Here is a 24,333-nt window from a genome sequence, read left to right as displayed (position 1 = left end):
TGAGTAGACTCCGTACCCGCACCCGGCCCCCGGTTGCCCTGGCGCTCCCCGCGCTGCTCGCCGTCGCGTTCCTGCTGATGCCGCTGATCGGGGTCCTCGTCCGCACTCCGTGGGGCGACCTCGGAGAACACCTCGGCAGCCCGGGCGTGGTCGAGGCCCTGAAGCTCTCGCTCGTGGTGTCCCTGTGGGCGCTGGGCCTCTCGCTCGTCCTCGGCGTGCCGCTGGCCTGGCTGCTGGCCCGGGTGAGGTTCAAGGGCAAGGCCCTGGTCCGCTCGCTGGTCCTGCTCCCCATGGTGCTGCCGCCGACCGTGGGCGGTGTCGCCCTGCTCCTCGGCTTCGGCCGGCGCGGACTGCTCGGGCCCTGGCTGGAGGACTCCTTCGGGATCACCCTGCCCTTCCACACCTCGGGTGCCGTCGTCGCGGCGACCTTCGTCGCCATGCCGTTCCTGGTCATCAGCCTGGAGGGCGCCCTCGGCGGCCTCAAGCAGAGCTACGAGGAGACCGCGGCCTCGCTCGGCGCGTCGCCGGTCCGCGTCTTCTTCACGGTGACCCTGCCGATGGTGGCGCCCGGTCTGGTCGCGGGCGCCGCCCTCACCTGGGCCCGCGCACTGGGCGAGTTCGGCGCGACCATCACCTTCGCCGGGAACCTGCCCGGCACCACCCAGACCCTGCCGCTCCAGGTGTACCTGCTGCTCCAGGACCGGCCCGAGGCCGCGACCTCGGTCTCGCTGCTGCTCCTGGCGATCGCCATGGCCGTACTGATCGCACTGCGCGGCCGCTGGACGGGCACCCCGGTCGACCGCGGGGCGGTCACGGCTCCGCAGCCGGCAACGGAAGAGGCGCCCTCCCCCGTCCCCGGGCCCGTCGAGGATCCCGGCGCGGCCGGCGCCGGGCCGCCACCGGAGTCCGCGGCGCACGACGCGGAGCCGGAACACTGGCCCCTGCACGCCACCGTCACCGGCTTCAACCGCCTCACCCTGGAGGCCGAACCGGGCACCACCATCGCCGTCGTCGGCGAGAACGGCGCCGGCAAGACCACCCTGCTGCGCGCCCTGCTCGGCCTGACCCCGCGGGCCCACGCCGACCTCCGGCTCGGCGACGCCGACGTCACCGCCCTGCCGCCGCACAAGCGGCAGGTGGCCTGGGTCCCGCAGGAGGGGGCGCTGTTCCCGCACCTGAGCGCCCTGGCGAACACCGCGTACGGGCTGCGCGCCCGCGGGGTGCCGCGCGCCGACGCCCGCCGCGAGGCGCGGGCCTGGCTGGACCGGCTGGGCGTCGGCCACCTCGCGCACCGCAAGCCGTCCCAGCTCTCCGGCGGCCAGGCCCAGCGGGTCGCCCTCGCCCGGGCCCTGGCCGCCCGCCCGCGGCTGCTGCTGCTGGACGAGCCGCTCGCGGCCCTCGACCAGACCACGCGGGCCCACGTCCGGCACACCCTGCGCACGCACCTGGCCGGCTTCGGCGGGGTCTGCCTCATCGTGACCCACGACCCCGTCGAGGCGGTGTCGCTGGCCGACCGGGTCCTCGTACTGGCCGACGGCCGGGCCCTCCAGGACGCGCCGCCCGCCGAGGTGTCCCGGCACCCGCGGTCCCCGTGGGTGGCCCGCATGCTCGGGCGCAACGCCTGGCCGGGCATCGCCTCGGCGGACGGCCTCGCCCTCGCGGCGGGCGGCCGCCTGGTGGTCGCCGAGGCCCTGCCCGAGGGGGCCGAGGCCCTGGCGATCATCGCCCCGGAGGCGGTGTCGGTGCACCGGGACCGCCCGGGCGGCAGCCCCCGCAACGTGTGGCCGGGCACCGTACGGGAGATCACCGCGGTGGGCAGCCGGCTGCGCGTGCTGATCGCGTCGCCCGAGGCGCCCGACCTGGTCGCCGAGATCACCCCGGACGCGGCGGCCGAACTGGGCCTGGCCGACGGCTCCGCGGTGTGGACGAGCGTGAAGGCCACCGAGGTCACGCTGGTACGCCTGTAGGCCCCTTCCGGGGTGGGCGGCGGTGTCGGCGGCGTCCCCCGTAGCCTGCGGCCGTGACCCCCACCGAGCCCCTGGAGGGCGGCCGCGGCACCGGACTCCCACGGGTACCTCGCGCTGATCGACGAGATGCTCGTCGGGCCCTTCCCGGAGACGGACTCCCCCGGCGCCACCGGGTGGGGCGGACCGGGACACCGGGTGCGCATCCTGCGGGTCGGCCGCGATTTCCGGAACGACGAGGACGGGCGGGGCCGCGGGGCCGGGACGGGTCGTGGGCGCAGATGCAGGCCTGGCTCGACGCCCTCGTCAGCGCTCTGGTCCGCGCCGGGGCGATCCGGTCGTCGTCGATCCGGGGCCGTACCTCGTCGCCGCCTCCAACGGCGAGGACGTGCCCAAGCCGCTCGACCCGCTCAGCCGACAGACCGTCATCATGCAGGCGTGGCCCATTCTAGGTCAGCTCGTCGGTGCCCTGCGGGGCGTTCACGGCGAACTCGCACCACACGCACTTGCCGCCGCCCCGAGGCTCCACGCCCCACGCGTCCGCGAGCTGCTCCACCAGCATCAGGCCGCGCCCCGAAACCGCCCAGTCGTCCGCCTCGCGCCGACGCGGGAGGGCGCTGCTGGAGTCCTCGACCTCGACCCGGATCCGGCCCTGCGGGGTGATCCGCATGCTGATGTGGCCGCCGCCGTCCGTGTGGACCAGGGCATTCGTCATCAGCTCGTCCGCCGCCAGCTCGATCTCGTCCGCCCGGTCCCGCGCGCCCCAGGCGGACACCGCCGCCCGGATGAGGTGCCGGGCCAGGGCCGGGGCCCCGGCGTCCCCCGGGTCCAGGCGCTGGCGCAGCGGCCCGCCGCCGCGCCCGGTGGGCGTACCGCGGCGGCGCAGGACGAGCAGGGCCATGTCGTCCCCGCCGCCCGAGTCCCCGACCAGGTCGCACAGCACGTCGGCGAGTTCCTCGACGTCCGCGGGTCCGCTGTGGACCGCCGCCATCAGTTCGCGCATACCGGTGTCGGGGTCCGCTCCGGGGCGTTCGATCAGGCCGTCCGTGCACAGCACCAGGGTGTCTCCGGGGTGCAGTTCCAGGCTGGTGACGGGGTAGCCGGAGCCGGTGGCCGCGGAAGGCTCGCGGGGCGGCAGCCCGAGCGGCAGGCCGCCCGCCACCCGGATCCGGTGGCAGCTGCCGTCACCGCGCCGCACGACCGGGTCGAGGTGGCCGGCGCGGACCATCTGGAGCGTTCCACTGGTGAGGTCGATCTCGGCGTATGTGCAGGTGGCGAAGCGTTCCGTCTCCAGTTCGCGCAGGAAGGCGGAGGCCCGGGCCATTGCCGCGCCGGGCGTGTGCCCCTCGACCACGTACGCGCGCATCACGATGCGCAACTGCCCCATTACGGCGGCCGCGTCCGTATCGTGCCCTTCGACGTCGCCGATCATCACGCCGACCCGGCCGCCGCCGAGCGGGACCACGTCGTACCAGTCGCCGCCGATGTCCCGCCCCATCCGGGCGGAGCGGTACCGCACGGCGATCAGCGCGCCCGGCACTTCGGGGATCCGGCGCGGCAGCATGGCCCGCTGGAGCCCCTCGGCGAGGTCGTGCTCCTGCTCGAAGAGGATGGCGCGCTGGAGGCTCTGGGCGACGCCGCTGCCGAGCGCCATCAGGAGGTTGCGTTCCTCGGCGGTGAAGTCGCCCTCGCGTTTGTAGAGCAGCCCCAGGGCACCGACGGGCCGGCCCTGGGCGATCAGCGGCAGGTAGACCCCGCTGTGGACGGACAGCGGCTCGATGTAGGGCCACAGTTCCGGGTAGGAGTCCTGGAACTCCTGGCGGGAGACGATGAAGACCGGCTGCATGGTGCGTACGGCGACGCTCATCGGGAACCGCGCATCGATCCGGGTGTACTCGATCTCGGGTACGTACGTGCCGAGCTGGCCCTCCGCGACGAGGTGGATGCGGACGCCGTCGACGACGCCCAGCATCACGCTGACCGCGCCGAGGTGGCCGAGGGCCTGCGGGTCCTTGAGGATGTCGGTCACGTCGTTGACGGTGCGGGCGTGGGCGAGGATGGCGGTGGTCCGTTCGACGACGCCGGTCATCCGGCGGCGCCCCTCGTCCCGTTCCCCGGCGGCTCCGGGATCTCCCGGGTCGTGGGCGGCGTCGCGGAGGATGCCGATGACGCGGTACGGGCGGCCGCCCGGGTCCCGCAGGATGTGCCCCTGGATGTGGGTCCAGGCCGGTGACCCGTCGCGGCGGCGGCTGCGGACGTAGGCCCCGTAGTGGCTGCGGCCGTCCTTGATCGCCTGGGCTACCCGGGAGTCGAGCCGGGCCTCCTCGGCGGGGCCGATGCGCGCGCGGAGCCCGGCGGGCGTGCCGCTGTACTCGTCCGGGCGCAGGTCGAGGACCTCGAGGGCGGTGGGATCCAGGTGCATCCGCCCGCTGTCGAGGTCCCAGTCGAACGTGCCCATGTGGTTGAGCGCAAGGCTCGTGTCCGGCCGCGCGGGCCAGTCGACCTCGGGAACGTCTCCCCTACGGGCCATGCAGCCAGGGTCTCACTGTCCCCCGCCGGTGTCCCTGTGGGAGCGGTCGGCGGTGGGGCTGCGGGGGGGGACACGACACTGTGCGGCCCGTCGCGCGGGCCGCACAGCGTGCGGTGGTGTCAGCAGCCGCGGCCGTGGCCTCCGCCACGGTAGTCGTCGTCATCGTCGTACCAGCCGTGGTGGCCGCCCCTGTCATGGTCCCAGCCTCCGCCGCCGCTCACGTAGGAGACGGGCTGGGTGGGGGTCGCCGCCGAGGCGGTGCTTGCGGCTCCCAGGGCGCCGCCGGCCATCAGAACGCCGATGGCGGACGCCGCGAAGAGGCGCTTGACTCTCATTGCTCGCATGGTTGAGAACCCTTCTCGTTGCTATGGCACGAAAATTTGTTCTTCCTCCTCAGCAAGTGATGTCCACGGCTGTACCTGTGGCCGTACAGGTGTGTTGAGTAGCGCGCATCCCCCGTCAACGCGGCCTCGTCGGGCCACGGACCTTGTGGGCCGGTGCGATATTTCGCACGCCTCGCGCTCTGGCGTATTCACCGCGGGTCAAGGGTGTGATTCCCACAGTTGCCACAGTTACCTACGGATGATATTAGTCACCGCGCCACCGATCGGCATCTCGGGCGCACCCCGGATCCGGCCGAACGACCCGCAATTCCGGTGCATCAACCATCCATTCGGTGCGCCCGCCCGGCCACCGGAACGGGCTCGGGGGCCACAACCGACAGAGGCGTCACAAGTGCGCGGTCTACTGGTTCGGGTCCCAGTCTGCGAGCTGCTCCATCGGCTCGGTGTCGCCGATGGTTTCCAGGCCGTCGAGCGGGACGCGCGCATAGAAGTAGAGGACCAGTTCGCTCGCTGTGCCTCGCATCGCCAAGTCGCCCGGCTCCGCGCCGGCGGCGAGGTCGTCGCAGCGGACGCCGTCGGCGTCGAGGGTCAGGCGCCAGGAGCGGCCCTCGGTCGCGTGCAGGTCGATGGTCGCAGGCTTGAACGGCCAGGGGACGGTGGTCGCCGAGACGGTCGTCAGGAACTCGTCGACGCCCTCGACCGCGACGTCCGTCGGCAGCGGCTGTGCGGCCCCCTGGGTCAGCTGGACGTCGTAGGTGTGGACGGCGATCTCCTGGATCTGGTGCCGGGCCACGGCTCCGCTGGTCTCCGGGGCCTGCGAGCGGCCCCACCAGGTCCAACAGCCGCGGTCCGGGCCGGCTTCGCGCATCGCGTCGAGCATGAGCTCGGTCGACTCGGCGAGCCAGGCGTCCAGGGCTTCGCGGTCGCGGGGCGCGGTCGGGGCGCCCTTGGGGTCCGTCCTCGCCGGGGGCTCAGCGCCCGGGCCCGCCGCGACGATGGCGGCCTGGCGGCGGCGGCCGTCGCCGAGGTGCTGCGCCAGTTCGCGCAACGTCCAGTCCGGGCAGGTCGGGACCTGGACGTCAAGGTCGGGGGCGGACGCGATCGCGGCGCGGAACGCGGCCGAGCGGTCTTCGATCAGCCGCAGGACCTCGGGGAACTCCAAAATGATCTCCACCTCGGCTGTCTATCACGGTGCTCCGACCGCCGGGTAGCGAATTTGTCGGACGCACGCGTCGACGGCCGGGCGGAGCGCCGGCGCCGCAGCCGCCCACTCGCGCGGTTCAACTGATCGGTGACAGGCTGCGGTTATGGATCGAGCTGAGGTATTGCTCATCGGAGGGCGCGCCGGCGTCGGCAAGCCGACGGTGGGATGGGAGGTCTCGGCACGACTGCGTGCTGGGATGGTTGCCCACTGCGCGATCGAAGGCGACTTCATGGGGCAGGCCCATCCCGCTCCGGAGGGGGACCCGCGCCGCAGGAAGATCGCCGAGCGCAACCTGCCGGCGCTCTGGTCGAACTATGCCGAGCTCGGGTATCACCGTTTGATCTACACGCACACGGTGAGCGTTCTGGCTGAGAACGAGGGCATGCTCCGGCGCGCCATGGGTGCGAACGTAGGATCGTCCGGGTGGTGCTCACCGCGTCCGATGCCACCGCTCGTGAGCGGCTGACCGGTCGGGAACTGGGGTCGGAGCTGGAGCACGAGTTGGAGGGTGGACGTTCGCGCTTACCGTAGGCGTGTGAACGGCATCAACACCGAAACCCTTGGGTGGCACCTCATCGGCTGGGACGGCGACGAGCAAGCCTCACATATCACCGATCTCAACCGAGTTGAGATTCTGAGGATCAGAGACCTGTTCCCCGGCCGGGACGATGACTTCCTTGAGACCGCGGTCTACGAGGTGCCGCCCGCGCTGTACTCGGCGATGCAGAGTGCCATCCCGCACCTGGAGTTCCGTGAGGGGCTGGAATACCAGATCGGTGGATTCCTCCTATCAGTCTGAGCTTGCCGGCCGCCAATGCGTCGGGGCTTAGCGCCGACCTTGTGGTGTGCGGGTCGGGTGCAGGACTCGCCGGTTGCGAGGGGTGAGTCTGTTCGGTTCGGCCGACCGCTCCCAAGGCAGACGGAGGTCCCGTGCGAGCGGGTGGGCGAGGCGGAGCTGAGCGTGGGCTGCCAGGACGAGCCACTTCCAGCGATCGGCGGCCCGCGAGTCCCGCATCTTTGGCCGGGTCCAGCCGAGGGTCTGCTTGAGCAGCCGGAAGGTCTGCTCCACGTCGAAGCGGTGAAGGAACGCCTGCCAGCACCGGTCAACGCCGTCCGTGGCAGCGCCGGTGCCCGACCGGCACAGCCAGACGGGCTTGTTCACCCCGCCGCTGGGCAGCCTCTCGACCGTCGGGCGGACGGTCAGACCGGTTCGTCCGCGTCGTGGACCAACAGGGCGATCTGGACGCGGTTGTTGAGGTCGAGGCGGGTCAGGATCCTGGACACGTGGGTCTTCACCGTGGGCAGTGCCAGGTGGAGTTCCCGTCCGATCTCCGCATTGGACAGGCCCCGCCCGACCGCCGTCGCCACCTCCCGTTCGCGCCCGGCCAGCAGTGCCAGCCGGGCGCGCGGTGGCCGCCCGCGATCCCTGGCCGGTACCGCCCGCCACCTGGTCGATGAGCCGGCGGGTGACGGCCGGTGAGAGCACGGGGTCGCCCGCGGCCACCGTGCGGATCGCCGTCACGATCTCCTGCGGCGGGGTGTCCTTGAGGAGGAACCCGGCCGCGCCGGCGCGCAGTGCCCGCAGGACGTGCTCGTCGGTGTGGAAGGTGGTCAGGACGAGCACCTCCGGGGCTCCCGGCCGGGCGCGGAGCGCCTCGGTGGCGGCGAGCCCGTCGACACCGGGCATCCGGACGTCCATCAGCACCAGGTCGGGCCCGTGCGCGGCGACCAGCGCCGGCACCTCGGATCCGTCCGCGCCCTCGGCGACGAGCTCGATGTCCGGGGCGCCGCCCAGCATCAGCCGCAGTCCGGCGCGGACGATCGCGTCGTCGTCGACCAGCAGTACGCGGATCACCCGGCCCTCTCCCCTCCGCCCGTTCCGATCAGCTCTGCCAGGGTAGCCAGGCGTGCACCCGGAAGCCTCCGTCGGCCGGGAGGACGGTGAGTTCCCCGCCGGCCAGCCGGGCGCGCTCCGCCAAGCCGATCAAGCCCTGCCCGCCGCCGGGTTCCGGGCCCGTACCGCCGTCGGCGGGGGCTGCGTCCGGTCCGGGCGGCCGGGCATTGCGGACGTCCACCGTCAGTCCGTCCCCCGGGCCGCCGGCCACCCGTACGTCGACGGCCGCGCCGGGCGCGTGCCTGCGTACGTTGGTCAGCGCCTCCTGCACGATCCGGTACGCCGTGCGCCCCACCAGGGCCGGCGGCGCGGCGCCCCCGGGCGGGCCGGTGAGCTCGATCCGCCCGCCCGCGGCCCGTGCCTCCGCGACCAGCCGGTCGAGGTCCGCGAGCTCCGGCTGCGGCCGCTCGCCCTCCTCGGGCCCGGAGCCCGAGCGCAGTACGCCGATCACCTCGCGCAGGTCGCGCAGTGCCAGGCCGGCGCTCTCGCGCATCACCCCGGCGGCCCGCTCGACCTCCTCCGGCGGGGCGCCGGGGTTGAACTCCAGGGCGCCCGCGTGCACGCTCAGCAGCGTCAGCCGGTGGCCGAGCACGTCGTGCATCTCGCGGGCGATCTCCTCCCGCACCTCCATCCGGGCCCGCTCGGCCCGTGACTCCGCGTCCGCCTCGGCGAGTTCGGCGCGCGCCCGCAGCGAGGCGATCAGCTGTGCGCGCGAGCGCCGGAACAGCCCCCAGCCGATGGCCCCGGCGATGAGGGCGAAGTAGGTCAGGGCCGAACCCGCCCGGTCCTCGGGCAGGTCCGGCAGCTGCCACAGGAAGACGGGCAGCGGGGCGAAGACCAGCGCCGCCACCCAGGCCGTGGCCCGCCACGGCCTGGTCGCGGCCACCGTGAAGACCGCCACCATCGCCGGACCGGTCATGTAGTGGGTCTGGCTGCCGGCCAGGATCAGGGCCACGGCCAGGGGCACGGGCCGGCGCCGTCGCAGGAGGAGCGCGGCGCAGCCCAGCCCGCCGGCCACCTGGTCGGCGGTCCGCCACCCCTGGCCCAGGTCCTCCGGCACCGGGATGGACTGCGAGCTGACTGCGGCGAAGCAGGCCGCGAAGAGGACCAGGGCGAGGTCCACGGCCCAGTCCCGGCCGGTGCGGTGAATACGGCGCATGTCCGGGAAATCTACGCGGGCCCGCACGTCGCCGGGCGTCCGCGGCAGTCATCGGATACTTAAGTACGACCCCGGGCAGCCTTCGGACGGATCCGCCGCCGCGCGCCGCGCGCCTACCGTCGGACCATGACCTCCACCCCTGCGAAATCCCCGCTGGCAGCCGTTTCGGGGCTGCTCTGCTTCGTCCTGGTCGTCGGCGGCGCGAGCGGCCTGCTGCACGAGTGGCTCGGCTGGATCCACTTCATGGGCTTCGTCCGCTTCCTCGTTCCCGAGGGCTACGAGATCTACGGCTACGTCGTCATGGTCGCCCTCGGCGCGGCGGTGGGCGCGGCGGGCGACTCGCTCGCCCGCCGCGCCCGGAGCTGACCGGCTCGGCTCTCCGCGGCCGGCTACTGGTTGCCGCCGTCGCCACCGTTCCCGCCGTCGCCACCGTTCCCGCCGTCTCCGCCGTCTCCGCCGTTCCCGCCGCCGTCCTCGCGGGGCTGCTCCGCCGGCGGCGGAGCCTCGGGCTGCGGTTCGATGGCCGTACGGGCCGGTTCCGGTTCCGGCTCCGGCGCCACCGGTGACTGGGGAGCCGGCGGCCTGCTCGGCAGCGACGGCGTGCGGTCGGTCGGCGGCGGGGTCCGCGACGGCAGCGAGGGCGTGCGGTCCGTCGGGGGCGGCGTCCGCGACGGCAGCGGGGGCGTGCGGTCGGTCGGCTGGGGCGAACGCGCCTCAGAGGGCGACGGTGACGGCCTGGACGAGGGCGATGCCGCCGGGGACCCCGAGGGGGAACCCGACGGCGAGGGCGGTCCCGACGGTGATCCCGAAGGGGGCTTGGACGGGGTCGGCGGCGACACCGAGGCCGTCGGTGTCGGCGAGCCCGGCGCCGACGGCGTCGGCGAGGACTTCGGCGAGACCGACGGGGTTCCGGACGGGGTTCCGGACGGAGTTCCCGACGGCGGCTTCGACGGGGTCGGCGACCCGGACGGGGGCTTCGACGGGGACGGCGTGCCCGAGGGCGGCGTGGACGGGGACTCCGACTTCGAGGGCGACTTCGACGGCGACTTGGTCGGCGACTTCGACGGCGACTTGGTCGGTGATTCGGAGCCGGACGGCTTCGGAGAGGTCGTGGGCGACTTCGACCCCGACTGCGTGGGCGACTTCGACCCCGACTGCGTGGGCGACTTCGACGGCGACTTCGTCGGCGGCTTCGTCGGCGGCTTCGAGCCCGTGTGCGTGGGCGACTTCGACGGCGGTCCCGTCGGCTTCGGCCCGGTGTGCGTCGGCGTGACCCACGGGCTCGGCGTGGTCGGCGGCGTCGGGATCACCGGCGGCGGGATCGGCCGGTCGGGCTTCCGCTCCTGGCGGGGGCCCTTGTCGCGCTCGAACCAGTGCCGGTTCTGGTGGTCGTAGATCACTATCTTCTTCACGGGCTCCACGGCCGGCGCGATGACGACCACCTTCGCCGGCTGGTACGAGGGCCACGTCTGCCCGTAGCGCTTCGGCGCGGCCTTGAGCGGCACCGGCGGACCGAGCGGGTTGCCGCAGGCGCAGCGCACCCGCGGCACGCCCCGGTCGTCCACGAGCACGGCCGTCCCGGCCTGGAGCACGGCCTGGTAGCTGGTGACCTTTCCGTTCTGGAAGCCGTGGTTCGTGACCCGGGTGTCCAGCCGCAGCTGCACCGGGGTCAGCGAGCGCAGGTACGCGGGCACGGCCGCCGGCCGGATGCCGAGCGTCGCCGCGAAGGCGTCGTTCTTGGCGGGCTCCGCGGCAAGCACCTTGATCTGCTTCTCGACGTCGCAGCTCGCCACGTCCTGGGTGCCCCCGTACACGCCCGGGGCGGAGCCGTTGACGCTCCTGGTGCCCGTGGCGGTGCCCTGGGTGGTGGGGGCGGCGCCGGTCCCGGTGGGGGACGGCGCCGGGCTCTCGGGCGGCGGCGCGTCCTCCTTCACCACGGTGGACTCGGTGAAGGGGTCGGGGCCGGCCGCGGCGGCCGGCTGGAGGAACACCTCGGCCCCGGCGCTCGGTGCGCCGTCGGGCCGGGTCAGCACCACCACCAGGGCCACGGCCGCCACCACCGCGACGAGCGCGGTGGCGAGCCGTGGAACGGACCGCCACCAAGGACCCTTGCCCGGTCCCGGACCGCCGGGACCGGGCGGACCGCCGGGACCGGCCGGACCGCCGGGCGGCCCGGTCGGCGGCGGGGGAGGAGGCACCTGCTGCCCGCCCGACAGCGGCCCGGAAGGCGGCCCGGTGGGTCGCTCTGACGACGGCTGCCTACCGGAGGGATGTGTGCTCACGGGCTCTTCTTCCCAGGAGGAGGGAGTTCCCATCGGACCATTGTGTGCGCCATCCGGGTGGTGCCCGCAAGCCGGGAGTGCCACGGTTGCAGGGTGAGCCAGACACCGAGATCGGCATCGCCCGGGGGCTCCGCAAGGGCTTGGCGCGACGCCCTCGTCGCCGTCGTCGCCGGCTTCGCGGCGATGATCGCGGTCGCCGCGGCCGGCCTCGCGTGCGCGGGCGCGGGCGACCTTCCGGAAGGGGCGTTCCCCCACGTGCTCGCCGCGGTCGTCGTGATGGCGGCCGGCGGTACGGTGGAGGTGTCCGGCGACGCCGGCCTGCTGGCCGGCGCGGACGCGAGCCTGTCGGTGCTTCCGCTCTCGGTGAGCCTGGCGGGCGCCCTCGCGGCCGGCTACTGCTTCCTGCGCCCGCTGCACAACCGGGCCGTCGCCGGGCCCCGGGAACTCCTCGGCCGGGCCGTCCCGTTGGTCGTGCTGTGGCTGCTCGCCCTGATGGGCGCCGCGGCCCTGGCCCGGCAGGACTTCGGCATCTCCACCGGCGATTCCCCGCTCGGGGTGATCGGCGAACTCCTCGACTCCGCGCCGAAGGTGGGCTTCCGCGCCGACGTGCCCGCCACGCTCCTGTTCGGACTGGTGTGGATCCTCGGCCTGTTGCTGATCGCCCTGCTGGTGTCCCGGCGAGCGCCGCTCCCGGCCGGACTGGTCCGCTTCCACACCGCGGTGCGTCCGGCCGCCTTCGCCACGACGCTGCTGCTCCTCGCGTACGTCGCGATCGGCGTCGTCGTCGGCCTGGTGGTGGCCGCCACCCAGGGAGACGCCGGCCGGACCCTCGCCGTGGTCCTGCTCGGGCTGCCGAACCTCGTCTGGATCGCGCTCACCCTGGGCTTCGGCGGCGCCTGGGAGGCCCGGGTCGAAGGAGCCTTCGGGCTGCCCATGCCGCAGCTGCTGGACGAGGTGCTGCGCGATGCCGACGGGGCTCCGGTGGACGTGGCGTCGTTCGCCGCGCGGGACCCGCGGGCGTGGTGGCTGGTGGTGGTGGCCGCCGTGCTGCTGCTGGGCACGGGCGTACTGGCGGCCGTACGGTCCCCCGCGCACGTCCGGCCCTGGCAGCACGCCCTCCATCTGGGCGCGGCCCTCGCCCTGGCCACCCTCGCGGTCTGCCTGCTGTCCCGGGTCCAGGCGCAGTACGGGCTGTCCCTGCTGGGCATCGGCGAGGTGGACGCCCTCGGCGGGGAGGTCCTGCTGGACCCCGTGCTGTGGCGCACGGTCGGCCTGGGCCTGCTCTGGGGGGCGGTGGCGGGCTTCCTCGGCGGCGTCATGGCCCGCCCGCTGCACCGCCGCGGGCGGGTCGAGGAGCCCGCCGCGACGCGCGGCTGAACCGGCACCCTCCGACTCACTCCAGTTCGGGGTCGTGCGTGTCCACGATGCGGGTCGGAGTGGCGCCGTCGGTCCCGCCCGCCTCCGGGCCGGCGGGCGGCGCGGCCGGCCCCGCGCCGGCCCCGCCGGCGTCCACCGGATCCACCTCCGCGGACCCCTGCCCGGGCGCGGTCCCCAGCCCCTCGATCACCGCGTAGGTCGCGAGGCGGGTCCCGTCGCCGTACATCCACCGTCCGGAGGTGTCGTCGTAGAGCCAGACCGACTCCCCGTCGACGACCACGCCCACCCGCAGCCCGCGCAGGGAACGCCGGAAGGCGTCGGTGTCGACCCGGCCGGAGGCGAGCTCGTCCACGGCGTGCCGGTAGCGCTCCAGGGCGTCGGCGCCGCGCTCCAGCAGCGGTCGCGGGTCCTCGGCGCGTACCGACGGCCGCTCCCCCGTGGTCGGCGGCGGCTGCGGGACCGAGACGAGGAGCCGTCCGTCGACCCAGGCGCTCCATCCGTTGGCGCACAGGATCTCTCCCCACTCCCCGCGCCGGGACAGCAGCTGCACGGGCAGGAAGGCGTCCAGGGCCGCGGTCGGCCGGGAGACGTCGGGGGCCTCCCAGGCGGAGAGCCCCGGCGGCGGCACCACATGGGTGGGCCGGAAGTCCGCCACGGCGAGGCCGGGATCCATCGAGCTGCTCATGAGGCCTACTTCCGCATGATCACGGGCTCGTGCCGGCGCAGCAGCCGCGCGACCAGCACCCCGCACAGGACGGACAGGACCACCAGCATGCCCAGATTGAGCAGCCACACCGCGGGGCTGTGCGCGAACAGCGGGTCGTCGGTGAGGGTGCCGGGCACGATCGCTCCGAGGTCGATGGTGCCCGCCATGGCCCCGAGGGCCCAGCGTGAGGGGACCAGCCAGGCCAGCTGCGCGATGACGGGCACGCCGTCCAGCTCCAGGAGCGCGCCGCAGAAGACCACCTGCACGATGGCGAGGAGGACCAGCAGCGGCATGGTGACCTCCTCCTTGCGGACCAGCGCGGAGACCAGCAGCCCGAGCATCATCGCGCTGAACGCCAGCAGCGCCACCGCAATGGTGATCTCGACGAGGGGTCCCAGGAGCACGCCGTGGCCGCCCGGGGCGTTCAGGTCCACGCCGTAGAGGGCCACCAGGGTCAGCACCACGGCCTGGGCGACGGTGACGGCGCCCAGCACCACGACCTTGGACATCAGGTAGGCGGAGCGGGAGAGCCCCACCGCCCGTTCCCGCCGGTAGATGACGCGTTCCTTGACCAGTTCGCGCACGGCGTTGGCGGCGCCGGTCAGGACGCCGCCGACGGCCAGGATGAGCAGGGCGTTGATCGCAGTCTCCTGGGTGAGCCTGCTGCCGGCCAGCGCGCGGGCCATGGCGCCCATGACGAACGGCAGCGCGATCATGATGGCGAGGAAGGTCCGGTCCGCGGCGAGCGCTGCCGCGTACCGCCGTACGAGGGTGGACAGCTGGGAGCCCCAGCTCTGCGCCTTGGGCGGCGGCGGGGGGACGGCGTCGGCCGGGGAGGCGGCCTCGGCGGCCGCCCCGTACGCGCCGCCGTACCACGGCTGGCGGGCCGCACCGAGGACGTACTTGCGGTGGGCGGTCGAGGCGGCGTACTCCCCCGCCCAGTCGCGGCCGCGCTGGTTCTCGAAGGCTTCGAAGGCCTCGGGCCACTGGGAGAAGCCGAAGTAGCCGAGGGTTTCCCCGGGCGGCCCGTAGTAGGCGATGCGCCCGCCCGGGGCCAGGACCAGCAGCCGGTCGCAGACGTCGAGGCTGAGGACGCTGTGGGTGACCACGATGACGGTGCGGCCGTCGTCGGCGAGGCCGCGCAGCATGTGCATCACCGAGCGGTCCATGCCCGGGTCGAGGCCGGAGGTGGGCTCGTCCAGGAAGAGCAGGGAGGGTTTGGTGAGGAGCTCCAGGGCGACGGACACCCGTTTGCGCTGGCCGCCGGAGAGGCTGTGGATGGGCTGGGCGGCGCGCTGGTCGAGGCCGAGTTCGCCGATCACCTCGTCCACCCGCCGCCGGCGTTCGGCCTTCGCGGTGTCCTGCGGGAAGCGCAGTTCGGCGGCGTACACGAGGGCGCGCCGGACGGTGAGCTGGGAGTGGAGGATGTCGTCCTGCGGCACGAGCCCGATGCGGCTGCGCAGTTCGGCGTAGTCGCGGTAGAGGTCGCGGCCGTCGTAGAGGACGGCCCCCCGGTCGGCGGGGCGCAGGCCGGTGAGGGCGCCGAGCAGGGTGGACTTGCCGGCTCCGCTGGGGCCGATGACGGCGAGCAGGCATTTGGCGCCCACGGGGAAGGACACCTCGTCGAGGAGGGTCTTGCGGCCGCGGTCGACGGCGACGGTGAGGCCCTGGACGTCGAGGGTGACCTCGCCCGTGTCCTCGTACTCCTGGAGCCGGTCGCCGACGAGGCAGAAGGCCAGGTGGCCGATGCCGACGATGTCGCCCTCGGTGAGGGGGACCGCGCCCGTGACGGGGGCGCCGTTGAGGTAGGTGCCGTTGTGGCTGCCGAGGTCGGCGATCTCGTAGCTGCCGTCGGCGAGGGCCCGCAGTTCGGCGTGCCGGCGCGATACGTCGAGCTCGTCGATCACGAGGTCGTTGTCGACGGCGCGGCCGATGCGCACGGCGGTGCGGGCGGGCAGCGGGAGGACGGCGCTGGGCTGCCGGAAGGTGGTGGTCATCGACGGGTTGGAGACCCGGGCCGGCCGGGCTCCGGCCGCCGCGGGCCCGGGCCCCGGAGCGGTGAGGACGGCCCGCGGGCCGTCCTGCGCGTCGCCGAAGCGCAGTTCGCTGCCGGCGCCGACGCTCCACTCGTGGACGCGGTGGCCGTCGGCCCAGGTGCCGTTGGTGCTGTCCTCGTCCTCGACCGTCCAGTGGTCGCCGTCGGGGCGCAGGACCGCGTGGTGCCAGGAGACGCGGGCGTCCTCGAAGCAGATCTCGCAGTGGGGGTCCCTGCCGACGTGGTACGTCCGGCCCGGGCTCATCGGTGTGGAGCCCGTCGCTGTTTCCAGGACGAGCTCTGGCGCGGTCGGCACACCGGGGCGCTGGACCATGAACAGATTTTCCCACGATCACACCAGCCCGGCAGCGGCCCGACAAAACCGCAGGTCAGTGGCCTCTTATAGGGAATGACAACGGTCCCCGTTGCAGCCTTTGCCCATCTCGCCGGGGTGCGCTTCACTTCACGCGACGGGAACCGAACAAACGGCTGCCGCGACGAGACGGGGGATGCCATGACCGGGCACGACCACGGGCACGACGACCACGGCCACGGGCCCGGAGGCCACAGCCACGGTGTGGCCGCCGACGCCGACCGCCGCTGGCTGGCCATCGCGCTCGGCCTGATCGGCGGGTTCATGGCCGTCGAGGTGGTCATCGGCGTCATGGCGCACTCGCTGGCCCTGATCTCCGACGCGGCCCACATGCTGACGGACGCCGTCTCGATCGTCCTCGCGCTGATCGCCATGCGGCTGGCGGCCCGCCCGGCCCGCGGCGGTTTCACGTACGGCCTCAAGCGGGCGGAGATACTCTCCGCCCAGGCCAACGGCCTGACGCTGCTCCTGCTGGCCGCGTGGCTGGCGTACGAGGCGGTGCGCAGGCTGATGGACCCGCCGCCGGTGGAGGGCGGGCTGGTCCTGGTGACGGCGCTCGCCGGCATCGTCGTCAATGTGGCCGCGGCCTGGTGCATATCGCGGGCGAACCGGTCCTCGCTGGCGGTCGAGGGCGCCTACCAGCACGTGCTGAACGACCTGTTCGCCTTCATCGGAACGGCCGTCGCCGGTCTGGTCGTCATGACGACCGGGTTCCGGCAGGCCGACGCGATCGCCACGCTCGTGGTCGTGGTGCTGATGGTCAGGGCGGGCTACGGTCTGGTCCGCGACTCCGGGCGGATCTTCCTGGAGGCCGCGCCCGCCCACGTGGACCCGGACGCGGTCGGCGACCGGCTCGTCGGGCACCCGCCGGTCACCGAGGTGCACGATCTGCACATCTGGACGATCACCTCGGGGCAGGCCGCGCTCTCCGCGCACGTGCTGGTCGAGCCGGCGGGCGACTGCCACGCCGTGCGCCGGGAGCTGGAGCAGCTGCTGGACAAGGAGTACGGGATCACGCACACCACCCTCCAGGTGGACCACACGCAGGACTCCCTCCTCTCCGTCGGCCGGCGCGGCGAGGCCTCGTACGACCCGCACTGCGCGGACGCGCACGGACCGGTCCACCGGGAGGGCCCGCACGACCACTGACCGGCGCCGGTGCGGGGCATGTATGGGCCCATGACGTACAAGCGCAGCGCCGGACTGCTCCTCTTCCGGCGGACGGACGGCTCACGGACGGAGCCCGGGGTCGAAGTCCTGCTCGGGCACATGGGCGGCCCGTTGTGGTCGGGGAAGATCTCCGGGGACTGGGCCATCCCCAAGGGCGAGTACGGGCCGGAGGAGACTCCGCGCGACGCGGCCCGCCGGGAGTTCACCGAGGAGATCGGCCTGCCCCCGCCGGAGGGCGAGTACCTGCCGCTGGGCGAGGTACGGCTCTCCAGCGGGAAGCTGGTCACCATCTGGGCGGTGGAGGCGGACCTCGATCCGGCGCTCATGGTGCCGGGGACCTTCACCCTGGAGTGGCCCCCGCATTCGGGGAACGTACAGGAGTTCCCGGAGCTGGACCGGGTGGCCTGGTGCACCCCCGAGATGGCTCAAAGCATGCTGATGCCCTCACAACTCCCCTTCCTGGAGCGGCTGTTGGTGCTGCTGAAGGCTTAACCAGAGCTCGTACTTGCCAACATCCGCGCCTGCCCGGACATTGCACGTATGACGAACGTCGTGCTGGTGGGAACCCTGGACACCAAGGGTGTGGAGTACGGCTGGCTGCGCGAGAGGCTGCTGCGCGCCGGCGTCGAAGTGGTACTGGTCGACACAGGAATCATGGGTGAACCCCGGGTGGCCGCGGACGTGTCGCGCGCCGCGGTGGCCCGGGCCGCGGGAACCGAACTGTCCCTCCTGCGATCGGCCGCCGACCGTGGCGCGGCCGTGACCACGATGGCCCGGGGCGCCGAGGCGACCCTGGTCCGCCTGCACGCCGAGGGCCGGCTGCACGGGGTGCTCGCGATCGGCGGCAGCGGCGGCACCTCCATCGCCACCCGGGCGATGCGCGCCCTGCCGCTGGGCGTGCCCAAGCTGATGGTCTCGTCCATGGCGTCCGGGGACACCGCCCCGTACGTGGGCTCCTCGGACATCACGATGATGTACAGCGTCGTGGACATCGCGGGGATCAACAGCGTCTCCGCGCCGATCCTGGCGAACGCCGTGGCGGCCATCGCCGGGATGGCCGGATCCTTCGCCCGCGCCTCGGCGGAGCGCCCGCCGCGGCTGGGGACGGGCCCCCGTCCGCTGGTCGCGGCGAGCATGGCGGGCGTGACCACGTCCGGCGTGGACGCGGCGCGCGAGCGGCTGACCGAGCTCGGCTACGAGGTCCTCGTCTTCCACGTCAGCGGTACCGGCGGCCGCACGCTGGAGACCCTGGCCGCCCAGGGGATCTTCGCCGGGGTCCTCGACCTGACGCTCAGCGAGCTCGCCGACGACCTGTGCGGGGGCATCCTGACCGCGGGTCCCGACCGGCTCAGCGCGGCCGGGCGGGCGGGCGTGCCGCAGGTGGTGAGCCTGGGCGCACTGGACATGGTGAAGTTCGGCCCGCTGGAGTCCCTGCCCCAACGGGTCCTGGACCGGGGTGTCCACGTGCACAACCCGTCGATCACGGTGATCCGGACGAGCGAGGCCGAGTGCGCGGAGCTCGGCCGCCGGGTCGCCGCCAAACTCCGCGCGGCGACCGGGCCCACGGCCGTCTGCGTCCCGCTCCGTGGACTGTCCACGCTCGGCGCGCCGGGCGGCCCGTACCATGACCCCCGCGCGGACCGGGCACTGTTCTCGGCACTGCGCGAGGGCTTGCGGGGCAGCGCCGCGCGGCTCTACGACTACGACACGCACATCAACGACCCGGCCTTCGGGCGGGCGGCCGCGGACCGGCTGCACGCCATGATCGGCGCGGTGTCTGCCGCGGCCTGAGACACCGGGCGCGGTTGGGAACCAGCCGTGGCGCGAACCACGTCCCATGGGGAGTCCGGTCCGGGCCGGCCGGTGAGCGGCCGGCCCCGGACCGGCCTCCGACATGGACGGATCCGGCGCCGCACGGCAGGCAGCAGGCAGGGGGCAGGAACGATGGACGACACTCGGGCGGCATGGTCGGTCCCCGGTTACACGGAGGTCCGTGAGCTCGGCTCCGGCGGCAGCGGCCGGGTGGTGCTCGCCGTCCACGACGCCACGGGCACGGCGGTCGCCGTCAAGTACCTCAGCGACCGGCTGCGCGAGGACCCCGCCTTCGTCGGGGAGTTCCGGGCCGAGGCCCGGCTCCTCGGCGGGTTGGAGTCCCCGTACGTGGTGCGCCTGTACGAGTACGTGGAGGCGCCCGGCGGCGCGGCCATCGTGATGGAACTGGTCGACGGCATCTCCCTGCGCTCGCTGCTGAAGCAGTCCGGGCGGGCCGACGCCGAGGCGGCGCTGGTGGTCCTGAAGGGGTCCCTGCTGGGGCTGGCGTCGGCGCACCGTGCGGGCGTCGTCCACCGGGACTACAAGCCGGAGAACGTGCTGGTCGCGGCCGACGGCTCGTCGAAGCTGGTGGACTTCGGGATCGCGGCGAACCGCGGCAGCACGCCCGGTGTCGCCGGCACCCCCGCCTACATGGCGCCCGAGCAGTGGCAGGGCCGGCCGGCGTCGCCCGCCGCCGACGTGTACGCGGCGACGGCGACCTTCTTCGAGTGCCTCACCGGGCGCAAGCCGTACGACGGGGAGAACTTCGCGGAGCTCGCGGTCCAGCACATCGAGGCCCCGGTGCCGGAGACCGAGGCCCCGGAGCCCGTGCGTCCGCTGATCCGGCGCGGCCTCGCCAAGGCGCCCGAGCAGCGGCCGGAGAACGCCGAGGCGTTCGTGGCCGAGCTGGAGGACGTGGCGCTGGCCGCGTACGGGCCGGAGTGGGAGGAGCGCGGGCAGCGCAGGCTGGCGGCGCTGGCCGCGCTGCTGCCGCTGCTGTTCCCGTCGGCGGGCGCGCCGGCGGCGGGCACCACCGCGGTGGCCACGACGAAGCTGGACGGCGGCTCGGGCTGGGCACCAGGCAAGCGCGGCTGGATCGCGGCGGGGACGGCCCTGGTCCTGGGGGCGGTGCTGGTGTTCACGACGGACGCGATCGGCGCCGCTCCGGGCGGGGCGTCGGCGCTCAGCGCCTTCGCCACGACGAGCGCTGCCCCTCCCGGGTCGGCCTCCCCCACCCCTGGTGCGTCCGCTTCCGCTTCGCCGTCGCCCAGCCCGAGCGCCTCGGCCTCGCCGAGCCCTTCGCCGTCCGCGTCCGCGTCCGCTTCCCCGTCCGCGTCGGCCTGGCCTTCGCTGTCACCGAGTCCCACCACCCCGAAGCCGACGGTGAGCTGGTCTCCGACGCCGAGCCCCACGCCGACGCCCACCCTGCGGGTCACGAACGTCGCCGTGTCCCTCAAGACCGGCGTGTACCGGGGCGATGCGGCCATCACGGTCTCCTCCCAGGGCACCGGGCCGGTGACCGTGGTGGTGGAGTGGTTCCTGGGCGGTGCGCAGGGCTCGTTGTCCGTCCCCGACGGCAGCGAGTCGTTCACGGTCCAGGCCGGTTCGACCGTCACCACGAACAAGGTGCACACCTTCAGCCGTGACCGCGGCTGCTACGGCGGGGTCCGGGTGACCACCAAGCCGGCCGCCGGCAACAAGTCCGCGTCGGCCTCGCAGTACCTGCCGCGCTGCGTGGAGGTACCACGATGAGCGATCCCCGCGCCCCCGAGGGCGACGACTACAGCGCGACCGTCCTCGGGAGCCACTGGTTCAGCGGGCCGCCCGCGCCGGCGGAGCCGGTGGCGCCCGACCGCGTCGAGGGGTCCGTGCTCCGCTTCGGGCCCGGGGTCACCGCCGCCATGCCCGCGCCGTTCCCGCTGGACGCCGCCGTGGCCGTGGCGGCCGCGCCCCGGCGGCGTCGGGGTGCCGGGCTGCGCCGGTACGCGCTCGCCGCGGTCGTGCTGGCCGCGGTCCTCGCGTACCTCGGATGGCAGCGGTTCGGTCCGGGGATCCAGGTCGGCGACGTGGCCGTGAGCACCGATCCGGCCGGTCCGGCGTGCGACGCGACCGCCGACGTGGTGGCCGTCGTGGCCACCGACGGCCGACCGGGGACGCTCACCTACCGCTGGGTCCGCAGCGACGGCACCAAGTCCGAGGAGCTGACCGAGCGGGTTCCGCGCGGGCAGCGCGAGGCCCGGCTGCACCTGCTGTGGACGTTCCAGGGGACGGGCGACTACCAGGCGAAGGCCGAGCTCCAACTGCTGTCGCCGGCGCAGCGCACGGCTTCCGTGAACTTCACGTACCACTGCTCCCGCCAGCCGGGAGCCGGATGACGGCCCGTCCGCCGTCGAGGTGGGCCATCGCGGTCAGCAGCAGAGCGAGGCCGGGGAGGGTCGTGAAGATGACGAAGCCCATGCCCCGGCGGTAGCCGACCCGGCCCGCCCGGCCCCCTGACGGGGGCCGGGCACCGGCGTTGGTCCCGTCCCCCGCCGCAACCGGGGGACGGAGTTCAGAAGCGCGGTTCAGAAGCTCGGTTCAAAAGCGCGCGTGCGCGGTGATGTCCGCCTCGAACTCGCCGGTCATCGCCGGGGTCACCGTCGGCCTGCACTGCCGGACGGCCTCCAGGTAGTCCCGCGTGGTCGCGCCGAGCTGCGCGGCCGCCGCGCCGCGCGCGCCCACCGCCTCCAGGTCCCGTTCGAAGGACACCTGTGCCGCGATCCGCGCCGCGTGCTCGATGTCGGCCGGGGTGAACAGTTCGGTCGCCCCGACCAGGGCGCTGACGTCGACGTCGGCGCGGCCCGCCGTGTAGCGGGCCCAGATCGCGGCGCGGGCCCCGGCGTCAGGGGTGCCGATCGGGATGAGGTAGTCGAAGCGCCCGGGCCGCAGGAAGGCCGGGTCCAGGGAGCGGATGGAGTTGGTGGCGCACACGAGGAGCCGTTCGTCGCCCTCCCGGAAGCCCGGTATCAGCTTCAGCAGCTCGTTCGTGACGCCGTGGATGCCGCCGGGCTGCGCGGGCTCGGTGCGCACCGGGGCGATCTCCTCCACCTCGTCGATGAAGACGAGGACGCGCTCCAGTTCCGCGATCCGGGCGAAGGCGTCGCGCAGCGCCGCGGCCAGGTTGCCCTCGTCGGCGAGCCGTGAGGGCAGCAGTTCCACGAAGGGCCAGCCGAGCCGGGAGGCGATGGCCCGGGCGAAGGTGGTCTTCCCGGTACCGGGCGGGCCGAAGAGGGTGATGGCGCGCGGCGGCCGCACTCCGTGCGAGGCGGCGCGCTCGGGCTCGGCGAGCGGCAGCACCACGCGCCGCTCGATGAGGTCCTTCTCCTTCTCCATGCCGGCGACCTTCGACCACAGGTCGTTCGGCAGGAAGCGGCCGCCGAGGTCGTCGAGGAGGCCGGCGGCCGGTCCGTGGAGCGGCTCGGTCTTCTCGAAGTAGGCGACGGCGGGCTGCCGGGTGTAGCCGGCGTTGAGGAGGCCTTCGCCGAGCAGGTCCTCCTCGGGCAGGACGTAGGCGATGCGGCCGACGCGGGCGGCGATGAGCCGCCGTTCCAGCTCGACGAGGAGGGCGCTGGCGAGTCCCCGGCCGCGCCAGCCGGCGGCGATCGCGATGCGCATGACCCAGGCGCGCTCGCCGGTGACGCAGGCGAGGGCCGCGCCGATCGGGACGCCCTGGTGGACGGCGACGACGCAGGGCTGCCGGCCGGTGAGCGCGCTGATGCACTCGGCGAGCGAGAACACGGACTCCTGGCCGAGTTCGGCCGTGGTGTCGATCAGGTGGACCACCGCTGCGAGATCGCTCTCGCGGTAGTCGTGGATGAGCCAGTTCACCGGGTACCGCCCCTCGTTCGTGCTCCTTGCGGCGAGGCTAGGTGCGGGCGGGCCCGGCGATCTCGCTCCGCGGTGCACAACAGGCGGTCCGGAAACCCTCCGTGGCGTCCATAGACTGTGGTTTCCGCCCGAACGCCAGACCGAGGATCCCAGCACTTTCATGCGTTGCCACATACCCGCGGCCCGACGCGGGCCGCTCCTCTGTCTCGTCCCCTTCCTCTGGACCCTGGCGCTCGGTCTGTGGGGGCTCTCCCGGCAGGACAGCGTGTGGCGCGACGAGGCGGCGACCTGGCAGGTGGCCGGGCGGTCGGCGGGCGAGATCTGGCGGATGCTCGGGAACGTCGACGCCGTCCACGGGTTCTACTACCTTTTGATGCACGGCCTCTTCGAGGTGTTCGGGGCGAGTACGACGACCCTGCGGCTGCCCTCCGTGCTGGCGGTGGCGTGCGCCGCGGTGTGCGTGGCCGTCATCGGGCGGCGCCTGGCGGGCTGCTGGGCGGGGCTCGGGGGCGGGCTGGCGCTCGGGCTGCTGCCGGCCGTCCAGTTCTACCTCCAGGAGGGCAGGCCGTACGCGCTGGTCGCGGCGGGGGCCGGGCTGTCGGCCCTGCTGCTGGTGTCGCTGCTGGAGGACCGGCCCGGGCGGCGGACGTGGCCGCGCTGGGCGGCGTACGGGGCGGTCGTGCTGGTGTGCGCGCTGCTGAACTGGCTGTCGCTGCTGGCCCTGCCCGCGCACGCGGCGACCCTGTGGTGGGTGCGGGCGCGGCGCGGGGTGTGGCTGCGCTGGGCGGCGTACGGATCCGGGGCGGCGGCGGGGGCACTGCCGCTGGTCCTGTTCAGCCGGGGCCAGTCCGACCAGGTGTCCTGGATACCGCCGCTGACCTGGCACATGCTGATCGGCCCGGGGATCCTGCTGGCGATCGGCGCGCTGGGGGCGTGGGCGGACCGGCCGGACCGGTCGCGGCTCTCGGCGGCGGCGGTGGGGCTGCCGCTGCTGGCGGTGCCTCAGCTCGGGCTGATCGCGCTGTCCCTGGTCCAGCCGCTGTTCCTGGACCGGTACGTGCTGTTCGCCATGGTGGGTCTGGCGCTGCTGATCGGCGCGGCCCTCGGGGCTGCCGTACGGGCCTGCGCGCCCCGGTTCCCGAAGGCGTCGGCCCTGCTGGTGCCGGGGGTGGTCGCCGTCTCGGTGCTGGCCCTGCTGCCGGTGGAGCTGGGCAGGCGTGCCCCGGCCAGCCGGGTCGACGACGTGCTGGCGGTGGCCGGAGAGGTGGCCCTGCTGAAGCGGGACGGTGACGCCGTGCTGTTCGTACCGGCCGCGCGGCGGGACACGGCGCTGGTCTCCCCCGGCGCCTTCACGGGCCTGACCGACCTGGCGCTGGCCGAGAGCCCGGTGGCCTCGGCCACCCTCAAGGGCGAGGAGGCGCAGCCGGCGCGGATCCGGGAGGCGCTGCTGGAGCAGCGGCGGGTGCTGCTGGTGACGGACTCGGCGGAGGTCGCGAAGGCTCCTTCGGCGGAACGGGACAAGGCGAAGACGGCGGTGCTGCGGGAGCGGTTCGCGGTGGTGGAGGACCGGCAGGTGCGGGGGCGCCGGGTGACGGTGTACGAGCGCCGCGACTGAT

17 protein-coding genes and 3 pseudogenes are annotated in these 24,333 nt (G+C 74.0%); 11 read left to right on the top strand and 9 right to left on the bottom strand.

The window, feature by feature from the left end; all coding sequences use genetic code 11:
• The first annotated feature begins 77 nt into the window (after positions 1-77).
• On the top strand, positions 78-1,967 hold the full coding sequence (locus OHA91_RS33365; protein ID WP_328741195.1) for an ABC transporter permease: 1,890 nt from the start codon (positions 78-80) through the stop codon (positions 1,965-1,967).
• 445 nt (positions 1,968-2,412) lie between these two features.
• On the opposite strand, the gene OHA91_RS33360 is transcribed toward OHA91_RS33365, so the two are convergent.
• From OHA91_RS33360 to OHA91_RS33350, 3 genes are all read right to left on the bottom strand, one after another.
• Positions 2,413-4,494 (bottom strand): SpoIIE family protein phosphatase, encoded by a 2,082-nt coding sequence (locus tag OHA91_RS33360; protein ID WP_328740582.1) that lies wholly within the window; start codon positions 4,492-4,494, stop codon positions 2,413-2,415.
• Between the two features lie 119 nt (positions 4,495-4,613).
• The gene (locus tag OHA91_RS33355; RefSeq protein WP_266503783.1) at positions 4,614-4,829 is read right to left on the bottom strand and encodes a hypothetical protein; all 216 of its coding nucleotides are present in this window, start codon (positions 4,827-4,829) and stop codon (positions 4,614-4,616) included.
• Positions 4,830-5,238: 409 nt separating this feature from the next.
• Positions 5,239-6,012, bottom strand: a complete 774-nt coding sequence (locus OHA91_RS33350) for a maleylpyruvate isomerase family mycothiol-dependent enzyme (protein ID WP_266503780.1) — start codon at positions 6,010-6,012, stop codon at positions 5,239-5,241.
• Between the two features lie 133 nt (positions 6,013-6,145).
• Between OHA91_RS33350 and OHA91_RS33345 the strand changes: the two are divergent.
• Together OHA91_RS33345 and OHA91_RS33340 are read left to right on the top strand one after the other, a co-directional pair.
• Positions 6,146-6,552, top strand: a pseudogene (locus tag OHA91_RS33345) (hypothetical protein); the annotation flags it as partial.
• A 25-nt stretch (positions 6,553-6,577) separates the two neighbouring features.
• Positions 6,578-6,841: a hypothetical protein gene (locus OHA91_RS33340; RefSeq protein ID WP_031156927.1), complete on the top strand. Its 264-nt coding sequence runs from the start codon at positions 6,578-6,580 to the stop codon at positions 6,839-6,841.
• Positions 6,842-7,242: 401 nt separating this feature from the next.
• Here OHA91_RS33340 and OHA91_RS33335 read toward each other — a convergent pair.
• A pseudogene (locus OHA91_RS33335) lies at positions 7,243-7,840 on the bottom strand (response regulator).
• An 85-nt stretch (positions 7,841-7,925) separates the two neighbouring features.
• On the bottom strand, positions 7,926-9,095 hold the full coding sequence (locus tag OHA91_RS33330; protein WP_031156921.1) for a sensor histidine kinase: 1,170 nt from the start codon (positions 9,093-9,095) through the stop codon (positions 7,926-7,928).
• Between the two features lie 126 nt (positions 9,096-9,221).
• On the opposite strand from OHA91_RS33330, the gene OHA91_RS33325 reads away from it, so the two are divergent.
• Positions 9,222-9,461 carry a hypothetical protein gene (locus OHA91_RS33325; RefSeq protein ID WP_031156915.1) on the top strand — a complete coding sequence of 80 codons (240 nt, stop codon included), beginning with the start codon at positions 9,222-9,224 and terminating at the stop codon, positions 9,459-9,461.
• A 671-nt stretch (positions 9,462-10,132) separates the two neighbouring features.
• Here OHA91_RS33325 and OHA91_RS33315 read toward each other — a convergent pair.
• Positions 10,133-11,410 (bottom strand): annotated as a pseudogene (locus tag OHA91_RS33315) (DUF6777 domain-containing protein); the annotation flags it as partial.
• 60 nt (positions 11,411-11,470) lie between these two features.
• On the opposite strand from OHA91_RS33315, the gene OHA91_RS33310 reads away from it, so the two are divergent.
• Positions 11,471-12,754 carry a streptophobe family protein gene (locus tag OHA91_RS33310; RefSeq protein ID WP_328740581.1) on the top strand — a complete coding sequence of 428 codons (1,284 nt, stop codon included), beginning with the start codon at positions 11,471-11,473 and terminating at the stop codon, positions 12,752-12,754.
• 16 nt (positions 12,755-12,770) lie between these two features.
• Here the strand turns inward: OHA91_RS33310 and OHA91_RS33305 are convergent, their stop codons facing one another.
• Positions 12,771-13,439 carry an SH3 domain-containing protein gene (locus OHA91_RS33305; protein WP_328740580.1) on the bottom strand — a complete coding sequence of 223 codons (669 nt, stop codon included), beginning with the start codon at positions 13,437-13,439 and terminating at the stop codon, positions 12,771-12,773.
• A gap of 5 nt (positions 13,440-13,444) precedes the next feature.
• Positions 13,445-15,829: an FHA domain-containing protein gene (locus tag OHA91_RS33300; RefSeq protein WP_031156905.1), complete on the bottom strand. Its 2,385-nt coding sequence runs from the start codon at positions 15,827-15,829 to the stop codon at positions 13,445-13,447.
• Positions 15,830-16,009: 180 nt separating this feature from the next.
• Between OHA91_RS33300 and OHA91_RS33295 the strand changes: the two genes are divergently transcribed.
• The 5 genes from OHA91_RS33295 to OHA91_RS33275 all read left to right on the top strand — a co-directional run bounded on the left by OHA91_RS33295 (position 16,010) and on the right by OHA91_RS33275 (position 21,225).
• The gene (locus OHA91_RS33295; protein WP_031156904.1) at positions 16,010-17,017 is read left to right on the top strand and encodes a cation diffusion facilitator family transporter; all 1,008 of its coding nucleotides are present in this window, start codon (positions 16,010-16,012) and stop codon (positions 17,015-17,017) included.
• A gap of 30 nt (positions 17,018-17,047) precedes the next feature.
• Complete coding sequence (locus OHA91_RS33290; protein WP_031156901.1) at positions 17,048-17,530, top strand: NUDIX domain-containing protein; 483 nt, start codon at positions 17,048-17,050, stop codon at positions 17,528-17,530.
• A gap of 48 nt (positions 17,531-17,578) precedes the next feature.
• Positions 17,579-18,829, top strand: a complete 1,251-nt coding sequence (locus OHA91_RS33285) for a Tm-1-like ATP-binding domain-containing protein (protein WP_031156898.1) — start codon at positions 17,579-17,581, stop codon at positions 18,827-18,829.
• Positions 18,830-18,982: 153 nt separating this feature from the next.
• A complete protein-coding gene (locus OHA91_RS33280) occupies positions 18,983-20,602 on the top strand; it encodes a serine/threonine-protein kinase (protein WP_031156896.1) in 1,620 nt (539 codons plus the stop codon).
• A complete protein-coding gene (locus OHA91_RS33275) occupies positions 20,599-21,225 on the top strand; it encodes a hypothetical protein (protein WP_266503748.1) in 627 nt (208 codons plus the stop codon). Before OHA91_RS33280 ends, OHA91_RS33275 begins: the two co-directional genes overlap by 4 nt.
• A gap of 202 nt (positions 21,226-21,427) precedes the next feature.
• On the opposite strand, the gene OHA91_RS33270 is transcribed toward OHA91_RS33275, so the two are convergent.
• Positions 21,428-22,717: an ATP-binding protein gene (locus tag OHA91_RS33270; protein ID WP_031156892.1), complete on the bottom strand. Its 1,290-nt coding sequence runs from the start codon at positions 22,715-22,717 to the stop codon at positions 21,428-21,430.
• A 160-nt stretch (positions 22,718-22,877) separates the two neighbouring features.
• Between OHA91_RS33270 and OHA91_RS33265 the strand changes: the two genes are divergently transcribed.
• The gene (locus OHA91_RS33265) at positions 22,878-24,332 is read left to right on the top strand and encodes a glycosyltransferase family 39 protein (RefSeq protein ID WP_266503743.1); all 1,455 of its coding nucleotides are present in this window, start codon (positions 22,878-22,880) and stop codon (positions 24,330-24,332) included.
• Position 24,333: the final 1 nt, after the last annotated feature.

It is taken from the genome of Streptomyces erythrochromogenes (genome assembly GCF_036170895.1).
Classification (GTDB): Bacteria; Actinomycetota; Actinomycetes; order Streptomycetales; family Streptomycetaceae; genus Streptomyces; species Streptomyces erythrochromogenes.
The sequence above is the reverse complement of the archived record's forward strand: the minus strand, read 5'-3'. Positions and strand labels throughout refer to the sequence as shown.